Genomic DNA, 17460 nt, shown 5'->3' with positions numbered 1-17460 from the left:
GATGTTTTTTTTATGAATAAGAACATACAAGTTGAAGTAGCTCGTTCAGGCCCAACAAGCAATCTCCATTCTAAACCATTTGAATACTGACCCCGCCATTGAATTTAGACAGATGAGTTCCTGAGGAGTGAAACGAACAAATGAGCTCACCGCTTGCCCCGCGGAAAGCGAGTATCTGAATCGGACATCAACGTCTTTCACAAACAACAAAGTCTACGTAACATCCATTTGTTTTTGAACGTTTCGTGACAGGTAGAACTGTCCAGTTGACTGTATGGTTTTGGCTGTTGTACATTGTATGTAATTATCAAGAGGAAGAGGTGAGGATATTGGGAAGGCGTATCGTATTGGTGAACTAGCAGAGGTAACAAATGTATCTAAAAGAACCATCGACTATTATTCCCAGATTGGTTTACTCCAGCCTCTTCGAACGGATTCGAATTATCGATTATATGACGAAGAGACGATTCATGTATTAGGGTTGATCGAGCATTATAAGAAGCTGAACATGCCCTTGCATGAAATCAAGTCTGTGATTGAACTAGTCAAATTGAAAAGTACTGAAAATGAACAGGTCGAGAAGTACGTGGACCAGATCGCAGAGCTCATGAAACACCTAGAGGCAGAGATCAAAGAGATCAAACCGATCATGGAGAGCTTAAACGATAAGCAAAGAGAACTGCTCTTAAATAAAGTCTCTCCTCAAGGCATGACTTTAGCGCATTCATTACTTTTACTTTTCGGGTAAATAATAGTTGAGAGATATTCTTCGTGTTAAACGATCTAAACTATTTATACAACCTGGGAGGTGTATTCCTTGTGGTTCATGTAACCATGAGGAGAACATTTGGATATTATTAACTTAATTATGGTAGCTATTTTAATCGCGTTGACTGCTTTTTTTGTAGCTACCGAATTCGCGATTGTAAAGATTCGTACAACAAGACTGGATCAACTCGTTGCAGAAGGAAATACGAAAGCGGTAGCTGCTAGAAAGGTTGTCGGAAACCTCGACGAGTACCTGTCAGCCTGTCAGCTTGGTATAACCATTACAGCATTAGGATTAGGGTGGTTAGGAGAGCCGACGGTAGAGCACTTGTTGCATCCGCTTTTTGTAGAGTTTGATCTGTCTGAGTCTGTTTCTAGTATCTTATCGTTTATTATCGCCTTTGCTTTAATTACATTCTTACACGTAGTTATTGGAGAGCTGGCACCAAAAACACTCGCTATTCAAAAGGCGGAAGCCGTTACGTTAAGAATTGCAAAACCAATCATGTTTTTCTATAAGATCATGTATCCGTTTATTAAAACATTGAACGGATCTGCGCGTATTTTTACAGGATGGTTTGGTTTGAAGCCTGCATCTGAACATGAACTAGCTCACTCGGAGGAAGAGTTGAGACTCATTCTTTCTGAGAGCTATAAAAGCGGTGAGATCAACCAGTCAGAGTTTAAATATGTAAATAATATCTTCCAATTCGACGACCGTACCGCCAAAGAAATCATGGTACCTCGCGTTGATATGGTAACACTAGATAAATCAGAAACAGTTAAAGAAAGCATTGCTGTTGTAACAGAAGAGAACTATACTCGATATCCGATCATAGATGGAGATAAAGACAGTGTTATCGGTATGGTAAACATGAAGCAAGTATTAACAGACTTCGTTAACGGCAAGAATCCAGATGCTTCACTCGAAGAATATGTAAGACCAGTTATTCAGGTTTTTGAAACGATGCCTATACATGATCTATTGTTAAAAATGCAGAAAGAACGTGTTCATATGGCGATTTTGATCGATGAATATGGTGGTACTTCAGGACTTGTTACGGTTGAAGATATTCTTGAAGAAATCGTAGGCGAAATTCGAGATGAATTTGATGAGGATGAAGTGCCTGATATCAAAAAGGTCGATGAAAACAGAACAATTCTTGATGGTAAAGTATTGATTTCAGAAGTGAACGATCTTTTTGGTCTAAACATTAACGATGAAGATGTTGATACGATCGGTGGATGGATTCTTTCTGAAAAGATGGAGATCAAAATGGGTGATGAGGTTTCAGTGGAAAACTATCGTTTCAAGATTTTAGAAATTGATGGGTATCATGTTAAGTCACTTGAAGTATTAAATGTGAAGAACGAAGAATCTATAAACTAATCAAAGAAGACGTGCAAGCTCTGCACGTCTTTTTTATAAAAAAGCAGTAGTTGTTCTTAGCAATTTAGTTATAGAAACAAAGGAGTTAGTTATGGAGAATTGGTTAATCAATATTATGAACGAATTTGGATATTGGGGAATTCTACTGTTAATCGCATTAGAAAACGTATTTCCTCCGATTCCATCTGAGATCATTTTAACTTTTGGAGGGTTCATGACGCACTCTTCAGATTTAAATATAGTAGGTGTAATTTTAGCCGCGACAGTCGGTTCTGTTTTGGGAGCGGTGATTCTATATGGTGTAGGACTGCAGCTTGATGTGGAACGTATGGAGAAGATCGTTGACAGATGGGGACATATCCTTCGATTAACGAAGAAGGATATTCACAAAGCAGATGCATGGTTTGATAAATATGGTCCATGGACGGTATTCTTTTGTCGTTTCATTCCGTTGATTCGAAGCTTAATCTCTATTCCGGCGGGCATGTCCAATATGAATTTTGGTTTATTCCTTGTTCTTACAACATTCGGAACGCTGATTTGGAATATCGCTCTCGTTAATCTGGGTGCGTATTTTGGAGCTTCATGGGAAGTCATTGTAGGGTATATGGACGTTTACTCCAAAATCATCTATGCTGTTTTGGCGTTACTCTTTGTTTCTGTTGTCATTCTTTATATACGAAAACGCAGACAAAATAGCTAACTTTAGTCTTAATTAAACATAAATGTCCGTTTTGAAGAATCTCCTAGTGATAGGGGATTCTTTTTTTTGGAGGTGAACTAGGGATGTGGAGTTGGATGGTTTCAAAGATCCTATACACTTCGAGGGTTAGAGGTCTCCCGTTCAAAGAAACCAAAGTGGTCTTTACAGACAAAAACAATATGTATATAAAAGAACGAGAAGCTCTGCATCAAAAAATTTTAGCTACACTCATTAAACGATCAAAAATGGATAACCTTCAACCTCCGATTGCTGTGTTAGTTGGAGGAGGGAGTGCTTCTGGTAAAACATCTTTGTGTGAAAGTATCGTGAAACAAAACATAAAAAAGAAGAAAAGACATTTGATCTCAATTAATCCGGACGAAATAAAAAAAATGATTCCTGAGTATCAATCGTATCAAAAAAAATTTCCTAGTTCAGCCGCTGCCCTTGTTCATAAAGAATCGGTGGATATCTCCGAAAAGTTAGTCCATCACATGTTAGAAACAAAAAGGTCGTTCCTGCTAGAAGGAACAATGGCGAAAACAGGTAAGTATGTATCTCTAGTGAACAGCTTACAAAAAAGAAGATATGAAGTAATCGTATATATTGTAGATGTTCCTGTTGATGTTGCAATCGATAGAGAAGCAATCAGAGCTAAAAAAACGGGGCGATCTATACCTCGGCATGTTATTGAACATACACATCGGCGTATTCCAAAAACTTTTTTAGCTATTAAGGAGGAAGTGTCTTTTTTTGAGGGGTATGACAATCAAAATGGATTAAAGCTCTTTATCTCTAACCATTTCATAGATGAAAATAGGTATAAAGAATTTTTGAGAAAGAGTATTATTAGAGTTGAATGATGGAATCGAGACAGCGTTCGAATTCGTCATCCATATCCTTTTGGATTGATAGAAGATAGAGAATGCCCAGTAAAGTGCAGTTTCATGGGAATGAAGATCTGAGAATGAATGAGTCATTAAGTACTTTTTTATGAAGGGATAGGCTTGTTTCTCTTTCATTGTACTTATTATCATAAGGTTTTTACCGATTTCTGATATAAACGCTTCTTGATAATGATTTTTGAATTCTGAACTGTTCATCCACTTTTTTGGTGGAAGTTTGATAATCATCGGACTTGATAAACAACGTAGAGCTCTATTGTTATGAAACGAAAGTTGTTCTTTAAATGGAGATGCTTTTATTTCACCTGTACTGTTAAAATGTCCACTCCAAACAGGACCATATACAAAGTCGTAACCATGCTTCATTCCTTTACGAGACGTTTTTACAAAGTCTTTCCAATCATCCTTATTCAATTTCCATTTCTCATCGTGTGGTAAAGGGAAGACTCTGCCCTGTAATCTTCCTAGAGCATATAAATCCACTGAGAATGCTAAATAAGCTGGGATCTTTGTGTCAGGGTGGTTTAGATAATCTGATTCAGTAAAGTTTAATAAATCTAGTATATGGGGTGAAAGTTGCTTGTTCTTTGCTCTAAAGTAAGACCAAGATTTAGCTTGTTCTCTACTAAAAGTTACGTAAAAGCCTTGACCAAAATCAGTTCTCAATCTTTGTGCTTCTAACCAGATACCGTTTTGTTGGATAAGCTTAGCAGCAAATAATGTAGTACCATGATAGACCGTACGATATCGATTGTTTGCAAGCAAAGTGATCTCCCCCTTATACATGTAATATGTAAAATGGAAAAGAAGGTTACAGATGGTGAATTGAATAGTACATATTTGCCAAACACCCTCATTCGGGTGTTTTTTTTGATAATATTTACAATTTTGTGAATGTATTAGAAAATGCATTTTCAACAACTGTTAAAAAATGTATAATAAAATTAGAACGGTCGTTCAAATTATGAAAGGAATTAAAGCAGTGAGTAAAAGAAGATACAACAGTGAAACAGCAAAACTCGAAATCATGGAGAAAGCCTTTTTACTCTTTTCGCAAAAAGGTTACACACAAACTTCGGTTTCTGATATCTCAAAAGCTTCTGGATATAGCAAAGGACACATTTATTATCATTTTGAGAATAAAGAAAAGTTGTTTGTATTATTAGCTCAACGAACAATGAAGGAATGGTATTTGAAGTGGATGAATAAAGAACCTGAATTTACTTGTGCATCCGATAAGCTTTATGGAATGGCTTTGCATGTTCTTTATAATTACCAAACTCCTCTTTTAAAAGGAGGACAAGAGCTTGCTTCCAATCCTGAATCTAGTCCAGAATCCATTAAGCAGCTATACGAATTAGCGGTCATTCCAATGGGTGCTTATCGTGCAATTCTCGTTCAAGGGATAGAAGAAGGCGAATTTAAGAAAGGCAATATTGATGAATGGACGGTGTTGATCGGCACATGGCTTGGTGGCCTTTGTCAGCTTACGAATACTCAGGAACTTCACACCTTAGAACCGCTCTTTAAGAATGCTGTAAGTATTTTTTTAGGATCCATCCACAAATAAGGAGGAAACGGTATGAGAATCGGATTAATCGGTGACAGTCTGACAGAAGGAAGACCTGGTGTTTCTTTTTTTAAACTCTTACAGAAACAATATCCCCACATGACGTTTGTAAATCTAGGCAAACCGGGGGAGTCTGTTAAAAGCTTGCATAGCCGCCTAACAAAAAAGAAGTTAGAAACCTTTGATCTTGCTTTCCTTTGGATTGGTGTTAATGATGTCTATTCAAAATTACTAAGTGTTCAAGCACAACCTGTTGCAGAAGATCATGAAGAGTTTAAAGCGTATTATCAAAAAATTTTAGAGTGTGTAATATCTTCCTCAAAAGTTGTAATTACGGTTACTCCAGCAATAGTTGGTGAGGATCTGAATAATGTCTCAAATCAAGAGATTAAACAATTAAATACCCTCATTACATCCATCGCTCACAAACATACAAATGTTTCCATACTTAATCTACACACTGTTTTTGAAAACCACCTCTCTTCAATAAAGAGTTCCGACTATATCAGTACAAAAGTATTAACAGTTATGAAAGATGTTCTTTTTTATAAAAAAACATCAAGAATCGATCAGTTGTCAAAGAAACGTGGGTTGCATCTGACACTTGATGGCATTCATTTGAACAGTAAAGGCGCTCAAATTGTTGCAGATGAATATGCAGCAATAATTGATCAACATCAATTTATTGAAAAGGATGCATTGAAGTAATCATAGTTAAAAATAAGTAACAAAGGTGGTTGGTTCGATGGATGAGCGAAGAGTTGCGATTGTAACAGGCGGAGCTTCGGGGATCGGTTACGCACTTTGTGAGGAGCTCGTCTCACAAAACGTGTTTGTCATCATCACGGATATCAATCAAGAATTAGGTATACAGGTTGAAGAGAAATTAAACAGTGGAGCCAAAAATGCAAGATTTCAATTTTTAGACGTAACGGATGCTAAAAGTGTAGAGAAAGCTATAAAAGATATATATACGGAGTTTGGAAGGCTAGATTATTTGTTTAATAATGCTGGCATAGCGATGTATGGTGAATTGTATGATACGGCTCTAGACGACTGGCATTCAATTATGAATGTTAATCTTTGGGGAGTTATACACGGAACTCACGCAGGATATCGAATAATGAAACAACAAGGGTTTGGCCATATCGTAAACACAGCTTCTGCTGCGGGACTAGGTCCATCTCCCGTTTCTGCAGCCTATGGAACCACGAAACACGCAGTAGTTGGATTAACAACTTCTCTTCATTATGAGGCAGAAGAATTCGGCATTAAAGTGAGTACACTTTGTCCTACGTTCGTGGACACACCAATCTTCGAGAAAGCAAAAGCTATTCAAATAGATAAAGATGTGATTATGAAGCAATTTCAAAAACAAAAGATGATGTCTCCAGAAAAACTAGCAAAACTAACAATCGATGGCATACATAAAAATAAGCCTATCATATGCCCTATGCCGATGCGAAGAACGATGGACGTTTTTTTTACGCTATTTCCTGTAGCACATAGAGGATTGATGAGGCTGGTTTGCAGAGTAAGCCGAAAAGCGAGGCTAACTAAAAAAATAAAGTGAACTGCTAGCGTTCTAGAGCAGTTCATTTTTTATTTAAGCCGTGAATTCTTCGTTATAATACAAGTAATCTAACTTTTGGAGGAGTAATGATCGTGAAAACCATTTTGATCGTGGAGGATGAACCAAAGCTGTTGGAAGTTGTCTCTTCATACTTAAAAAAGGAAGGGTTTAACACTTTAGAAGCTCTTACTGCTAACGATGCTATTTATTTTATAAAAAATAACTCTGTAGATTTCGTAATACTCGACCTTATGTTGCCAGATATGAGTGGAGAAGCACTCTGTCAGAGAATTAGACAGACCCACACATTACCGATTTTAATGTTGACTGCAAAGGTGAGTGAAGAAGATCGCATCAATGGATTATCTCTCGGTGCTGACGATTATATGGTGAAACCTTTTAGCCCGCGCGAACTTGTTTTACGGGTTAAAACGATATTGCGCCGAACAGGAGATGAGGGGTTATTGGCTGAGCAGATTACTTATAACAAAGGAGAACTTAAAGTCGATGCTCGTAAACAAGAAGTTTACGTACATGGAGATCTTGTCAACCTTACACCGAATGAATATAAACTATTGCTGACATTTGGCAGACATCCAAATCGTGTTTTTTCGAGAGAGGAATTAGTGGAGAAGATTTTAGGGTTCGATTATGAAGGTGACACTAGAACCATCGATCAACACGTCAAAAATTTAAGGTCTAAACTTGAGACTGATCCTAAGAACCCGCGTTATATCGTTACAGTGTTCGGGGTAGGATATAAGTTTACTGGAGGCAGCCATGTTTAAAGGTCTGCATGCAAGACTGACACTCATTTTTATTTTGGCTGCGTCATCCATTCTCATTATTGCCGGTCTTATCATCATGTACGAAGTCCACTTCCATTTTACGATGTTTCAAAAAGATGTGCCGGAATTTAATAGTATAGAGCCTTTAACGCATCACTTTGAAAAGGCGCTGTTAAGTTCAGTTCTTTGGACGTCGATCGGTGCAATACTTTTAGTCTGTATCATTAGTTATTTTGTGGCTAAGAACTTATCAAAACCTATGGTAGAGATGAGAAAAGTGGCAGAAAAGATGGCTAAGGGAGAGCTTCACGTCAGAGTGAAGACACTTGGAGATGATGAGCTCAATGACCTGGGTAACTCTCTAAATCAGCTTGCCGCTAAACTACAATTACAGGAAACTTACCGTAAAAATATGACTTCAGATATTGCTCATGAGCTCAGAACCCCATTAGCGACGATTAAAAGTCATTTAGAGGCTTTTGAAGATGGGGTTTTCGAGCCAACTACAGCCCGTATACAGTCATTAACAGGTGAAATCGATCGACTGATTACAATCGTGCAGGATCTTGAATATTTAACAGCCATGGAGGCACCTGAGTTCTCACTAAATAAGAAACCACAACAACTAAACCATATCCTCATAAAAAGTGTGGATGCCGTATCAGGAGCATTTATACAAAAGGGAATATTACTTCGAAGTGAATTGGATAGTGATATTGAATTAAATATGGATGGCAAACGAATGTCTCAAGTGTTTATGAACCTGTTCAGTAATGCGTTAAGGTATACACCTAGAGGGGGAGAAGTTACGGTTGTGACTCATGTTTATACCGAATCAGTATTGATATCCATACGAGATACAGGAATCGGCATTCCAGAAGAAGAGAGTAAACACGTGTTTGAACGCTTCTATCGAGGAGAAAAATCAAGGAACAGAGAACATGGAGGCAGCGGGATCGGTTTGACGATTGTAAAAAGAATCGTTGAAGCTCACGATGGACAGATTTGGATAAATGAGGAGTATAAGCGAGGAACTGATGTGAAAATGAAATTTTTCAGATAAGGAAGCCGGCGTGATTAGGGACGCCGGCTTTTTTCGATATTCATGTGTGCTTTGTCGAAAAGCCTATAAACTTTTTGAAGGACTATAAATGGAGATTTCGAGCCTATAACTGCAGACTAAGGGTCTATAAAATATTTTTAAGGCCCATAAATCCATATTTCGGGCCTATAAAAATTATTTGCCCTTAGATAGCTCGCTTTCTGTCACCCATTTGTGGTTCTTGATACGTTCTCCACCTGTTGTAGGCGTATAGTCGACCATATAGACGGTAGTTTGTTCAGCAGAATCAATTGTAGCTTTTGCGCCTTTCATACCTTTCATATGATCTGCTTCAAGGATAACTTCTGTTCCTGAAGTTAGAGGTTTATCACCTGCATCTTTGATCTCTTCGTGTATGACCCACTTGTGATCCTTTACTTTTTTTCCACCTGTTGTAGGTGTGTAACTTACGGTATATACGGTTGTATCATATGCACCAACGATTGTAGCTTCTGCATCGTTCATACCTTTCATATGATCTGCATGAATAACCGCTTTACTTCCAACTTCATATGTTGGATTTGCTTCCTCCTTAAGTCCTTCAGGCACTTCTCCAGAACTTGAATGGTTCATCTCTCCATGATCTGCATGATCTTGACTATTTTCATTCTTTTTTGTTTCCTCATCTTTTCCACATGCTGAAAGAACGAGTGAGAATGAGAGCAACATCGTGATAAATAGTTTATTTTTAACCATTAATAAAACCTCCTTTATGGGCTAGTGTTAGTATTCTTCTTCATGAGAACTTTATGAACATATGACTAGCATAAAGGACACTTATGTAGAAGTTGTGAAGAGAATGATTATTAAAATAGAAAAGAAACTGCTTCGTTCAATAAGAACTCAAGCAGTTTCTTTTTAGAAATTTAAACAAACGTTTAATTCATTTTATAAGAATGACATCAATAAACCACCAATTGCACCAGTAATAACGATTACCCATGGAGGCAGTTTCCAATATACCAACATGCTGAACAGTACTGCTGCAAATGCAAAGTCTATCGGTTTAAGGATCGTTGTTGTCCAAATAGGCTGATAGAAGGCGGATATTAGAATTCCAACAACTGCAGCATTAACACCCATTAAAGCTCCTTTGATCTTAGCATTCTGTCTAAGCATGTTCCAAAAGGGAAGAGCGCCTAAGATTAATAGAAAAGCAGGTAAAAAGATTGCGACTGTAGCAAGTAATCCGCCTTGCCATCCGTTCATCACTGCCCCAATGTAGGCTGCAAACGTGAACAGAGGACCAGGTACGGCTTGGGCTGCTCCATAACCGGCCAAAAATGCTTCTTCACTGATCCAGCCGGATGGTACGAATTCTCGCTCAAGTAACGGAAGAACTACATGTCCGCCTCCGAATACAAGTGATCCAGAACGATAGAAGCTGTCAAAGATCGCGATCCAACTGTTTGAAGTCACATCTCTTAAGATCGGCAACAGAAGAAGTAACGCAAAGAATAAACTCAAACAGATTACAGCAAACTTTTTTGAGATAGGAAATTCATATTTTGTTTCATCGTTATCTGTTTGGTCCCTGTATAATAAAAATCCTAATAAGCCTGCTAATAGGATGACACCCACCTGAGAGAACGCAGTCTGCCACAATAGTGTTCCAATTAGTGCTAACAATGCGATGGTTTTTCTTTTTAAATCTGGTGTTAACTTTTCGGCCATTCCTAAAATGGCATGTGCCACAACAGCAACGGCTACGAGCTTTAATCCATGAATCCAGCTGAGATCTGAAACATTTAATCCTTGCAGGATAAGTGCGAAAACGATGAGCGCGATAACGGAAGGGAAGGTAAAACCGATAAAGGATACAATTCCTCCTAACACACCTCCTCGCATAACACCGATGCCTATTCCCACTTGGCTACTAGCAGGCCCAGGGAGAAACTGACAGAGAGCTACAAGGTCTGCGTAGCTTTTTTCATCCATCCATTTGCGTTTTCTAACGTATTCTTCATGAAAATAACCTAGGTGCGCGATGGGTCCACCAAAAGAAGTGAGACCAAGTCTTGTTGAAACGATAAGAATTTCTAATAGTGTTTTAAGTAAACTTTTGTTTTCTGTCATGTATGATCACCTCTTACTCTTTGATTTCTTTAAACAGTTCATAAGCTTTTGCTCTTGCTTCAGATAAGACGACTTTGCCTTTTTCAGTTGCGGTGTAGTACTTTCTAATTTTTCCTTCAACGTTCTTGTTTTCCTTTGTCAAAAGTCCGTCTGATTCCATGGAGTGAAGAATCGGATATAGTGTACCTGTGCTAATTTTATAGCCGTGTTCTCTGAGTTCTTCTAGCATCCATACGCCATAAATCGGGTGTTCAAGCGCATGATGCAGAATGTGTATTTGTATGAAACCAAGAAAAAGTTTTCTTAAAGTTTTCTCTTCCATATAATCACCGCCTATATTCGCATCTCAATATTGATTACCTATATCGGTTTTCGAAATAAAAATAACATGAGTTCCTTTTCTTTTCAACCTAATCACTATAAGGTTTACATACTCTTTATATTTCTACTGTAGAAGAAGATTTAATTTGATTGTTTCTCTTAATAACAAACCGATTGGAGAGGAAGTCATGGATACCAACTGATAAGTATCTCGCCAATGATCAATGAGAAAGCTCACATATGTAGTATTGCCTTGTCTATTTAGGAGTAAGTAAAATCTCTTGAATGTCTATCATTCATGGTGCACACCGCACGCAACGCGAAAAGCGAACATCCTGAAACAGAAAACAACTACACCTAAGAACAACCACCAATGCGAAAAAATTCTTCAAAATCTTTTAACACTTGTCTCTATTATTATTTTCACAGTTTAGCCATTTACTGGTTCTTTAGTGATAAAATCATTAAAGGTATGATAATAAAACTATTTTTCTTGAGGTGAAGAAGATGAAGTCGACATTAACGGTTGCCCATTATCTAAAAGAAAATGCAGAGCTTCTAGCTAATAGAATCGTTGATGATATTATCGGGCAGTTTGGTTTCCAAGTAAGCGAGACCGATATTAGTCAGGCCAGAAAAGTGTATGCAGAATTCCTATCCTTTTTAAGTGAATCTATTGATTGTGAAGAAGGATCTGTACCAGAAGAACTATTGGAGTGGAGTCGAGAAAACGGAGAGAAAACAGCAGCAAAGCATCATCGAATCTCTGATATTTTAATCCGTTATCCTGACACTCGAATGGTGTTTGCGGATTTCATTTTAAATATAAGCATTGATTTCGGACTTTCTACGGAAGATGTGGTATTAATTATTAAGCGTGTTCATCATATGCTGGACGTAAGCCTTAATGAAACGGTTCTTGCCTTTGAACGAAAGTCAGAGGAAATTTTAGAGAAAACAAAGAAAGAGCTTCGTGAGCTTTCAACACCGGTCGTTCCTATCGAGAATGGACTGGCTGTTTTGCCATTGATTGGAACCATCGACGCTGATCGAACAGAGCACCTTATGAATCATGTGCTGCCTAAAATCCCTGAGCTTCAAGTTGAACGGCTAATTATGGATTTTTCAGGAATCGTCGACATTGATACTGAAGTGGCGTCTCATATTTTTAATGTATACCGTGTTCTAGCATTACTTGGTATTAACGTAATGGTGACTGGTTTGCGTCCTGAGCTAGCGATCAGTGCGGTTTCTGAAGGTATCGATTTTTCATCAATAAAAACATTTGCGAATGTAAAACAAGCGATAGAAAGTAACAAACAAAAAAACTAGCATGCGTGCTAGTTTTTTTGTTAGTCTTTATACTTCTGACTTCCTGCATGAACGATTTGAACTTTTACTTTGACTGAAGCCAATGAGTCTTTCTGCAAAGCATACCTTTTAACTATAGACGGTGACTTTCGATAAGTAGAACGTGTTAAATTATAAATATCACTGTCTATGGAAATTCCATTTAAATAAGTCTGCTCAATATCCTTCTTCATTTTATGGACGATTTTCTTTTCAAGTTCTTTACGAGGAACAATATCTAAATTTTCATCGATTGTTGCTTTTGCTTTGACTTCGATTGTATACTTAAGTTCATTTTGAACTGGCTTATTCAGCTTTATTTTATATCCTTTTACGTCAAGTTCAACAACAGTGTCTCCTAAAGAAATCTCCAGCTTGTTCTCTTTTTTTTCTTTCGTTAACCATTCCAATCCATGAAGTTCTGCATCATTCAGCTTTCCTTTAAAGTTCATACTATTAAGTACATAACCTCCATTAATGGTGGGTAACATTGGTTTATCATTATCTTCGTGCCACTTTCCTTTTACTAATTTTATATTAGGAATTATGGCTGATCCGAATGGTTCGCTGCCATCTCTTAATAGCATCTGCATAGATAATGGGTTAACAGAGTGGTTTCTTTGCAACATACTATCTGGATGAAACAAAACTTTGTATGTTGGTGCTTGCTTAAAAAGAGATTTTGCCATTAATACTTCGCTTATTTCTTCTGACGTACCAAAAATCCATGCTGTAAATCGAATTAGAGGATCGTGACCGATATGAGAAATTACTTCACTCAGCTTTTCTTTAATCACCCTCTCGCTAAACAGTATTACTTGCACGTGTCCGTAATATAGAGGGAACTGGGAAGATTTCTCTAACTTCCTGAAAGCCATTGTTAGGGTATCTCCTTCTTCTCTTCCGACTAAAACAGGAGAGTCACCTGCCTGGGCGCCTCCGCCTTCTTGTTTAGCGATTGATGAGAAGACAGCGGATTCGGTATAAACGATATACTTACCATCTTTATAATCCACACCTAAAGCTTCAATATAGAGTTGTTCATTAATGCCCCTAGAGCCCCAGCAACCTGTTAGCATAAGAAGCAAGATTAACAACGTGAACATGAGCTTTGTCTTATTTCTCATTGCGATCACCTTGGCGAGTAGCGTCTTTTGGATACAGGTACGAAGATCTTTTCTTGATAAGAGTAAAAGGAGCTTTAAAAAATGTTTTAAACGTATCAGCCACATTTGGTGCAGCTAAAGATTCTATATATGGATAGTCAAAGGAACGAAGGGAACTGACTAGCAAGAATATACTAAGCATAGATATGAAAAATCCAAACAGTCCAAATGTTGCACACATGAGAAGGGTATATATCCGTAAAAAAAGCAGATTCCCACTCAATGATTGGTTGACGAACGTATAGCTTGCAATCATCGTTATAGCTACAACAACAAGTGTTGTAGGAGAGGTTAACCCTGCCCGGATTGCCGCATCCCCAACTATTAATCCGCCTAATACCGCTACGGTCTGACCAACAGCTCTAGGAAGTCTAGCTCCTGCTTCTTTAAACAATTCAAACAAAACGACCATGATCATCATTTCAAGTGGCAACGATAACGGTAATCCTGTTCTTGAGAGTGTTAACGTTGCAAGAAGGGGATAAGGAAGCTGATCTGGGTGAAAGGTTGTCAGTGCAATCCAGAGTCCGGGTAATGAAACGGTTGTGAAAAGTCCTGTGAATCGAAGAACACGTTCAAACGATACCATGTAAAAACTGGCATGAGCGTCTTCAGGAGACTTCAACGTGATCGCAAGAGAAGATGGTCCGATAAGCACTGTAGGTGAACCGTCTACAATAATAACAAATCTTCCTTGAATTAATGATTGAACCGCAAAATCAGGACGACCTGTATTATCAAGCAGGGGGAAAATGGAAAAAACGGAATCGGATAATTCTTCTTCTAGTTCACTGCTTGATACAAGAGCATCGATATCAATTTTAGAAAGACGCTGTTCGACCCTTACGACGAGATCAGGATCGATTATATCTTCAATAAATAGTAAGGAAATAGCCGTTTGGCTCCTTCTGCCAATCGTAAAAGACTTGCTGTTGAGTGAAGATGTTTTTAGACGTTTTCGGATTAACGCGAAATTGATTTCCAAATCTTCAATAAAACCGTCTCGTGCGCCACGGATTGAGATCTCTGTATTCGATTCTTCTGGTGTACGCTTTGGCATATTTGCAAGATTGATGGCACATAGAGAATTGTCGTTTGAACCGGTTAACAGTACTTGACCTGAAAACAAGCTATGCTCTATCTTTCTTTTGTTTTCTGAATCAATAAGGATTTCATGAACCACAAAACGACTTTTTAAAGAGTTAAACATATCAACATCATCCTGCTGAGCGATGTCATTTAAGAAGGGAAGCAAGCTTTCTTCTAGTAATGGGGTATCAACTAGCCCTTTACAGAACATCAAGGTATATGCATTTTTTGTTTTTTCTGCAAATAAATCTTTTTTTACCACTACGTCTGTGGAATGAGCGAACCAGCTAAGAAGTTCATGAATTTTAGTATTTTCTTTACGGTGGATAAACTTCATCATAGGTTCCTCATTTCTTAACTAGAACATAAAGACAGAAAATCGTTATAATTGGCATCATCACATACATCTGTATCGGAAAGAAGTAATGATACAAAAAGTTAAAAACAGAAATGTTTGATACAGGAGCAAGGGCATAAGCAATTGCAAGTATATATAGGGAAGCAACTAGCCATATCCTGTGTTTTTTTACATCAATCAATTTTGTAACTAAGTACATCAATAGACTTACTCTAATAAAAGCGCCAGAAATCCATTGGAAGATGGAAAGGAAGTCCATCCTGGTAATCTCTTTGCTAATCGTTAGAAGTTTCCATTGCTCAAAAGCAGGGTATCTCAATTTATTGGCTTCGTAAGGGCCAAACTCTGCAATGGCTGCCATTGTCGGTCCTAACATAAGCCCCACTAAAACAAAACTTACAAAAATGATGTGTTTCCACTTAAGCGTTTTACGAGTGTGATGTACAAGAAATAAAAGCGTACTTAACTCTGTCAATCCTGATAAAACATAAACTCCGCCTTTTAACACAGGAGACCAGCCATTTTCTGCAATCGGCAATAACATGGAATAGTCTTTATGTTGAATGTTTCCAATCGCAATAAAAAAACCGAATGTTACAACTAAAGGTAAGGCTATCAAAGCTACCATGCTTAACTCCTGAAGTCCTTTATAAGTCCCTAAAAAACAGAGCACACCTAATAAGATACATAGGACAAGAGCAGGAGTATCCATTAAATAATTTGTTTTTGTCCATGTAATGGTATCTCGAAAAGTAATCGTAGCATTTAAGAAAAAGTAAAGGATAAATACACCGCTGAGCACATAGACAGGGACAGGACCGAGTCGTTTTTTTATAAAATCTATAATATTTTGATTTCCTAATTTTTTTAAAACCGAACCAATTAGTAAAATAAATAGGATGTATGGAATTATTGAAAGAAGAATACTTACCCAAGCATCTCTTCCTGAAGCTGATAAGATGACGGGTATAATCAGAACATGATTTACGAGGCCGGATGAAAGAATTAAAAGAACATAAATATGAAGTGGAGCTACACCAGGTTGAATTCTCATACGTTCCTCCGGTTTATTGAATATGGTTTAGTATTGTTTTAATTTGAAGGCATTATTCTATAGGTAAATATAATTCTTAAAGGCAATCTCATTTTGAATCCTTGGAGTTTAGAGTTTTACCAGTGAGTTTTGGATGGAACACTCGCAAATTTTCAACATAATCCTCCGAATTGCTAATGGGGCAGTAAGCCCTGTTGAATACCTCAATCCATTAAACACAGCTGCTTTTGGCAAAAGAAAAGGCTCAAACAAAAGATCAACTTTTTGTTTGAGCCATTACTTCGTTTTATTGATTATGTAGCGTATGTAACCTTCACGATGTCCGACTTGATCAATTATTTTTCGTACATAATAGGGATCTTTTAATAAGCCGTTCTGTTTATCTAGTTCAATCCAATTCTTGATTTCAGGGAGATCGTTTAATTCTTGGAACCATTCTTCGCTTTCTAATTCTGCCCATAATTCATGAATATCAGGGTCTTTCACCCTTAAAATATGCTTTTGAAAGAGCTCTAAAAAAAAACCTGCAGTAAGTAAACAAAGCAATAAGAATAGCAGCATATCATTTTAACCTCCAGTCTTATTACCATACACCAAAACGAGCGTTTAAAAAAACAGCACGTTTTTTAACGTGCTGCCTTAAGAAGCATCAAACAAAAGACTGCGTCCTATTTTTTGCTGCTATGTTTTTTAATGATCTCTTTTAATTCAGACCAATTCGTCAAACGAGGCATGTCTAAATCTTTGTTGTAATTCTGATGTCTAACATAAAGCTGAACAGGTTCTTCCGTTAGCGTATTTAAGACATTAGGCTTATCATCAAAGTAAAAGTCCAGCTTCAAATCTTTAATCGTATGGATTTTCTCCTCATCTTTCATTCCACAGAAGAAACGACCTTCTTGAACCGGGAATCCAGCATTCTCGACCCATTTCTTTGTTTCTTCACAATGTTCAGCTGGTCTCGCTGTGATGTAGAAAATTTCATGCCCCTCCTTATGAAGTTCTTGCAAGACTTCAATGGCATCAGGGTAAGCAGGACAATCTGTAAAATAAATCTCTTCCATAGAATCGATCCACATCTGATTGCCTTCCTGTTTTGAGAGACCGAACGGTTCATGAATCTCCAGAGTTTCAATCGTGTCAAAAACATCGATTGGAACATTTTGTTTTAATTTTTTGTTATAGATATGAAAGGCATGTTGGCGAAGATTAATCAGTGTATCATCAATGTCAAAACCAAATCTCAT

General features: G+C 37.5%; 19 protein-coding genes. 10 read left to right on the top strand and 9 right to left on the bottom strand.

What is annotated here, in order from left to right:
• The first annotated feature begins 328 nt into the window (after positions 1-328).
• The 4 genes from FS458_RS17335 to FS458_RS17320 all read left to right on the top strand — a co-directional run bounded on the left by FS458_RS17335 (position 329) and on the right by FS458_RS17320 (position 3724).
• Positions 329-748: a MerR family transcriptional regulator gene (locus FS458_RS17335; RefSeq protein ID WP_144703050.1), complete on the top strand. Its 420-nt coding sequence runs from the start codon at positions 329-331 to the stop codon at positions 746-748.
• A 99-nt stretch (positions 749-847) separates the two neighbouring features.
• Positions 848-2158, top strand: a complete 1311-nt coding sequence (locus tag FS458_RS17330; protein WP_144703047.1) for a hemolysin family protein — start codon at positions 848-850, stop codon at positions 2156-2158.
• Positions 2159-2249: 91 nt separating this feature from the next.
• On the top strand, positions 2250-2861 hold the full coding sequence (locus tag FS458_RS17325; RefSeq protein WP_144703044.1) for a DedA family protein: 612 nt from the start codon (positions 2250-2252) through the stop codon (positions 2859-2861).
• 83 nt (positions 2862-2944) lie between these two features.
• The gene (locus FS458_RS17320) at positions 2945-3724 is read left to right on the top strand and encodes a zeta toxin family protein (protein WP_144703041.1); all 780 of its coding nucleotides are present in this window, start codon (positions 2945-2947) and stop codon (positions 3722-3724) included.
• Here the strand turns inward: FS458_RS17320 and FS458_RS17315 are convergent.
• Entirely contained in the window at positions 3641-4531 is an 891-nt protein-coding gene (locus FS458_RS17315) for a DUF3990 domain-containing protein (protein ID WP_186320604.1), read from the bottom strand. The two genes, FS458_RS17320 and FS458_RS17315, sit on opposite strands and share 84 nt — an antisense overlap.
• 217 nt (positions 4532-4748) lie before the next feature.
• Here FS458_RS17315 and FS458_RS17310 point away from each other — a divergent pair, with 217 nt between their 5' ends.
• The 5 genes from FS458_RS17310 to FS458_RS17290 all read left to right on the top strand — a co-directional run bounded on the left by FS458_RS17310 (position 4749) and on the right by FS458_RS17290 (position 8760).
• On the top strand, positions 4749-5336 hold the full coding sequence (locus tag FS458_RS17310; RefSeq protein ID WP_144703035.1) for a TetR/AcrR family transcriptional regulator: 588 nt from the start codon (positions 4749-4751) through the stop codon (positions 5334-5336).
• 12 nt (positions 5337-5348) lie between these two features.
• A complete protein-coding gene (locus FS458_RS17305) occupies positions 5349-6044 on the top strand; it encodes an SGNH/GDSL hydrolase family protein (protein ID WP_144703032.1) in 696 nt (231 codons plus the stop codon).
• Between the two features lie 37 nt (positions 6045-6081).
• The gene (locus tag FS458_RS17300) at positions 6082-6909 is read left to right on the top strand and encodes an SDR family NAD(P)-dependent oxidoreductase (RefSeq protein ID WP_144703029.1); all 828 of its coding nucleotides are present in this window, start codon (positions 6082-6084) and stop codon (positions 6907-6909) included.
• A 92-nt stretch (positions 6910-7001) separates the two neighbouring features.
• Positions 7002-7697 carry a response regulator transcription factor gene (locus FS458_RS17295; protein ID WP_144703026.1) on the top strand — a complete coding sequence of 232 codons (696 nt, stop codon included), beginning with the start codon at positions 7002-7004 and terminating at the stop codon, positions 7695-7697.
• Complete coding sequence (locus FS458_RS17290) at positions 7690-8760, top strand: HAMP domain-containing sensor histidine kinase (RefSeq protein ID WP_144703023.1); 1071 nt, start codon at positions 7690-7692, stop codon at positions 8758-8760. Before FS458_RS17295 ends, FS458_RS17290 begins: the two co-directional genes overlap by 8 nt.
• A 174-nt stretch (positions 8761-8934) precedes the next feature.
• Here the strand turns inward: FS458_RS17290 and FS458_RS17285 are convergent, their stop codons facing one another.
• The 3 genes from FS458_RS17285 to FS458_RS17275 all read right to left on the bottom strand — a co-directional run bounded on the left by FS458_RS17285 (position 8935) and on the right by FS458_RS17275 (position 11197).
• Entirely contained in the window at positions 8935-9495 is a 561-nt protein-coding gene (locus tag FS458_RS17285) for a YdhK family protein (RefSeq protein ID WP_144703020.1), read from the bottom strand.
• Between the two features lie 192 nt (positions 9496-9687).
• The gene (locus FS458_RS17280; RefSeq protein WP_144703017.1) at positions 9688-10875 is read right to left on the bottom strand and encodes a chromate transporter; all 1188 of its coding nucleotides are present in this window, start codon (positions 10873-10875) and stop codon (positions 9688-9690) included.
• A gap of 13 nt (positions 10876-10888) precedes the next feature.
• A complete protein-coding gene (locus FS458_RS17275) occupies positions 10889-11197 on the bottom strand; it encodes a PadR family transcriptional regulator (protein WP_144703015.1) in 309 nt (102 codons plus the stop codon).
• Positions 11198-11703: 506 nt separating this feature from the next.
• Here FS458_RS17275 and FS458_RS17270 point away from each other — a divergent pair.
• Positions 11704-12528, top strand: coding sequence for an STAS domain-containing protein (locus FS458_RS17270; protein ID WP_144703012.1), 825 nt, complete (start codon positions 11704-11706; stop codon positions 12526-12528).
• A 20-nt stretch (positions 12529-12548) separates the two neighbouring features.
• Here FS458_RS17270 and FS458_RS17265 read toward each other — a convergent pair whose 3' ends face one another.
• The 5 genes from FS458_RS17265 to FS458_RS17245 form a co-directional block, all read right to left on the bottom strand.
• Positions 12549-13673 (bottom strand): Ger(x)C family spore germination protein, encoded by a 1125-nt coding sequence (locus FS458_RS17265; RefSeq protein WP_186320603.1) that lies wholly within the window; start codon positions 13671-13673, stop codon positions 12549-12551.
• Positions 13663-15141, bottom strand: coding sequence for a spore germination protein (locus FS458_RS17260; RefSeq protein WP_144703006.1), 1479 nt, complete (start codon positions 15139-15141; stop codon positions 13663-13665). Before FS458_RS17260 ends, FS458_RS17265 begins: the two co-directional genes overlap by 11 nt.
• Positions 15142-15148: 7 nt before the next feature.
• Positions 15149-16213, bottom strand: coding sequence for a GerAB/ArcD/ProY family transporter (locus tag FS458_RS17255; protein ID WP_144703003.1), 1065 nt, complete (start codon positions 16211-16213; stop codon positions 15149-15151).
• A gap of 276 nt (positions 16214-16489) precedes the next feature.
• The gene (locus FS458_RS17250) at positions 16490-16774 is read right to left on the bottom strand and encodes a hypothetical protein (protein WP_144703000.1); all 285 of its coding nucleotides are present in this window, start codon (positions 16772-16774) and stop codon (positions 16490-16492) included.
• A 107-nt stretch (positions 16775-16881) separates the two neighbouring features.
• On the bottom strand, positions 16882-17460 hold the full coding sequence (locus FS458_RS17245) for a 5' nucleotidase, NT5C type (RefSeq protein ID WP_144702997.1): 579 nt from the start codon (positions 17458-17460) through the stop codon (positions 16882-16884).

Origin of the sequence: Fictibacillus phosphorivorans (genome assembly GCF_007673525.1) — a bacterium.
Lineage (GTDB): Bacteria > Bacillota > Bacilli > Bacillales > Fictibacillaceae > Fictibacillus > Fictibacillus phosphorivorans_C.
Note: the sequence above shows the minus strand (reverse complement) of the source record. Positions and strands in the feature narration are given on the sequence as shown.

Coding starts and splice junctions, on each gene's coding strand:
- FS458_RS17255 (WP_144703003.1), bottom strand. CDS start 16,213: ATGAGAATTCAACCTGGTGTAGCTCCACTTCATATTTATGTTCTTTTA.
- FS458_RS17245 (WP_144702997.1), bottom strand. CDS start 17,460: ATGAGATTTGGTTTTGACATTGATGATACACTGATTAATCTTCGCCAA.
- FS458_RS17275 (WP_144703015.1), bottom strand. CDS start 11,197: ATGGAAGAGAAAACTTTAAGAAAACTTTTTCTTGGTTTCATACAAATA.
- FS458_RS17305 (WP_144703032.1), top strand. CDS start 5,349: ATGAGAATCGGATTAATCGGTGACAGTCTGACAGAAGGAAGACCTGGT.
- FS458_RS17265 (WP_186320603.1), bottom strand. CDS start 13,673: ATGAGAAATAAGACAAAGCTCATGTTCACGTTGTTAATCTTGCTTCTT.
- FS458_RS17290 (WP_144703023.1), top strand. CDS start 7,690: ATGTTTAAAGGTCTGCATGCAAGACTGACACTCATTTTTATTTTGGCT.
- FS458_RS17320 (WP_144703041.1), top strand. CDS start 2,945: ATGTGGAGTTGGATGGTTTCAAAGATCCTATACACTTCGAGGGTTAGA.
- FS458_RS17325 (WP_144703044.1), top strand. CDS start 2,250: ATGGAGAATTGGTTAATCAATATTATGAACGAATTTGGATATTGGGGA.
- FS458_RS17260 (WP_144703006.1), bottom strand. CDS start 15,141: ATGATGAAGTTTATCCACCGTAAAGAAAATACTAAAATTCATGAACTT.
- FS458_RS17285 (WP_144703020.1), bottom strand. CDS start 9,495: ATGGTTAAAAATAAACTATTTATCACGATGTTGCTCTCATTCTCACTC.
- FS458_RS17250 (WP_144703000.1), bottom strand. CDS start 16,774: ATGCTGCTATTCTTATTGCTTTGTTTACTTACTGCAGGTTTTTTTTTA.
- FS458_RS17270 (WP_144703012.1), top strand. CDS start 11,704: ATGAAGTCGACATTAACGGTTGCCCATTATCTAAAAGAAAATGCAGAG.
- FS458_RS17280 (WP_144703017.1), bottom strand. CDS start 10,875: ATGACAGAAAACAAAAGTTTACTTAAAACACTATTAGAAATTCTTATC.
- FS458_RS17300 (WP_144703029.1), top strand. CDS start 6,082: ATGGATGAGCGAAGAGTTGCGATTGTAACAGGCGGAGCTTCGGGGATC.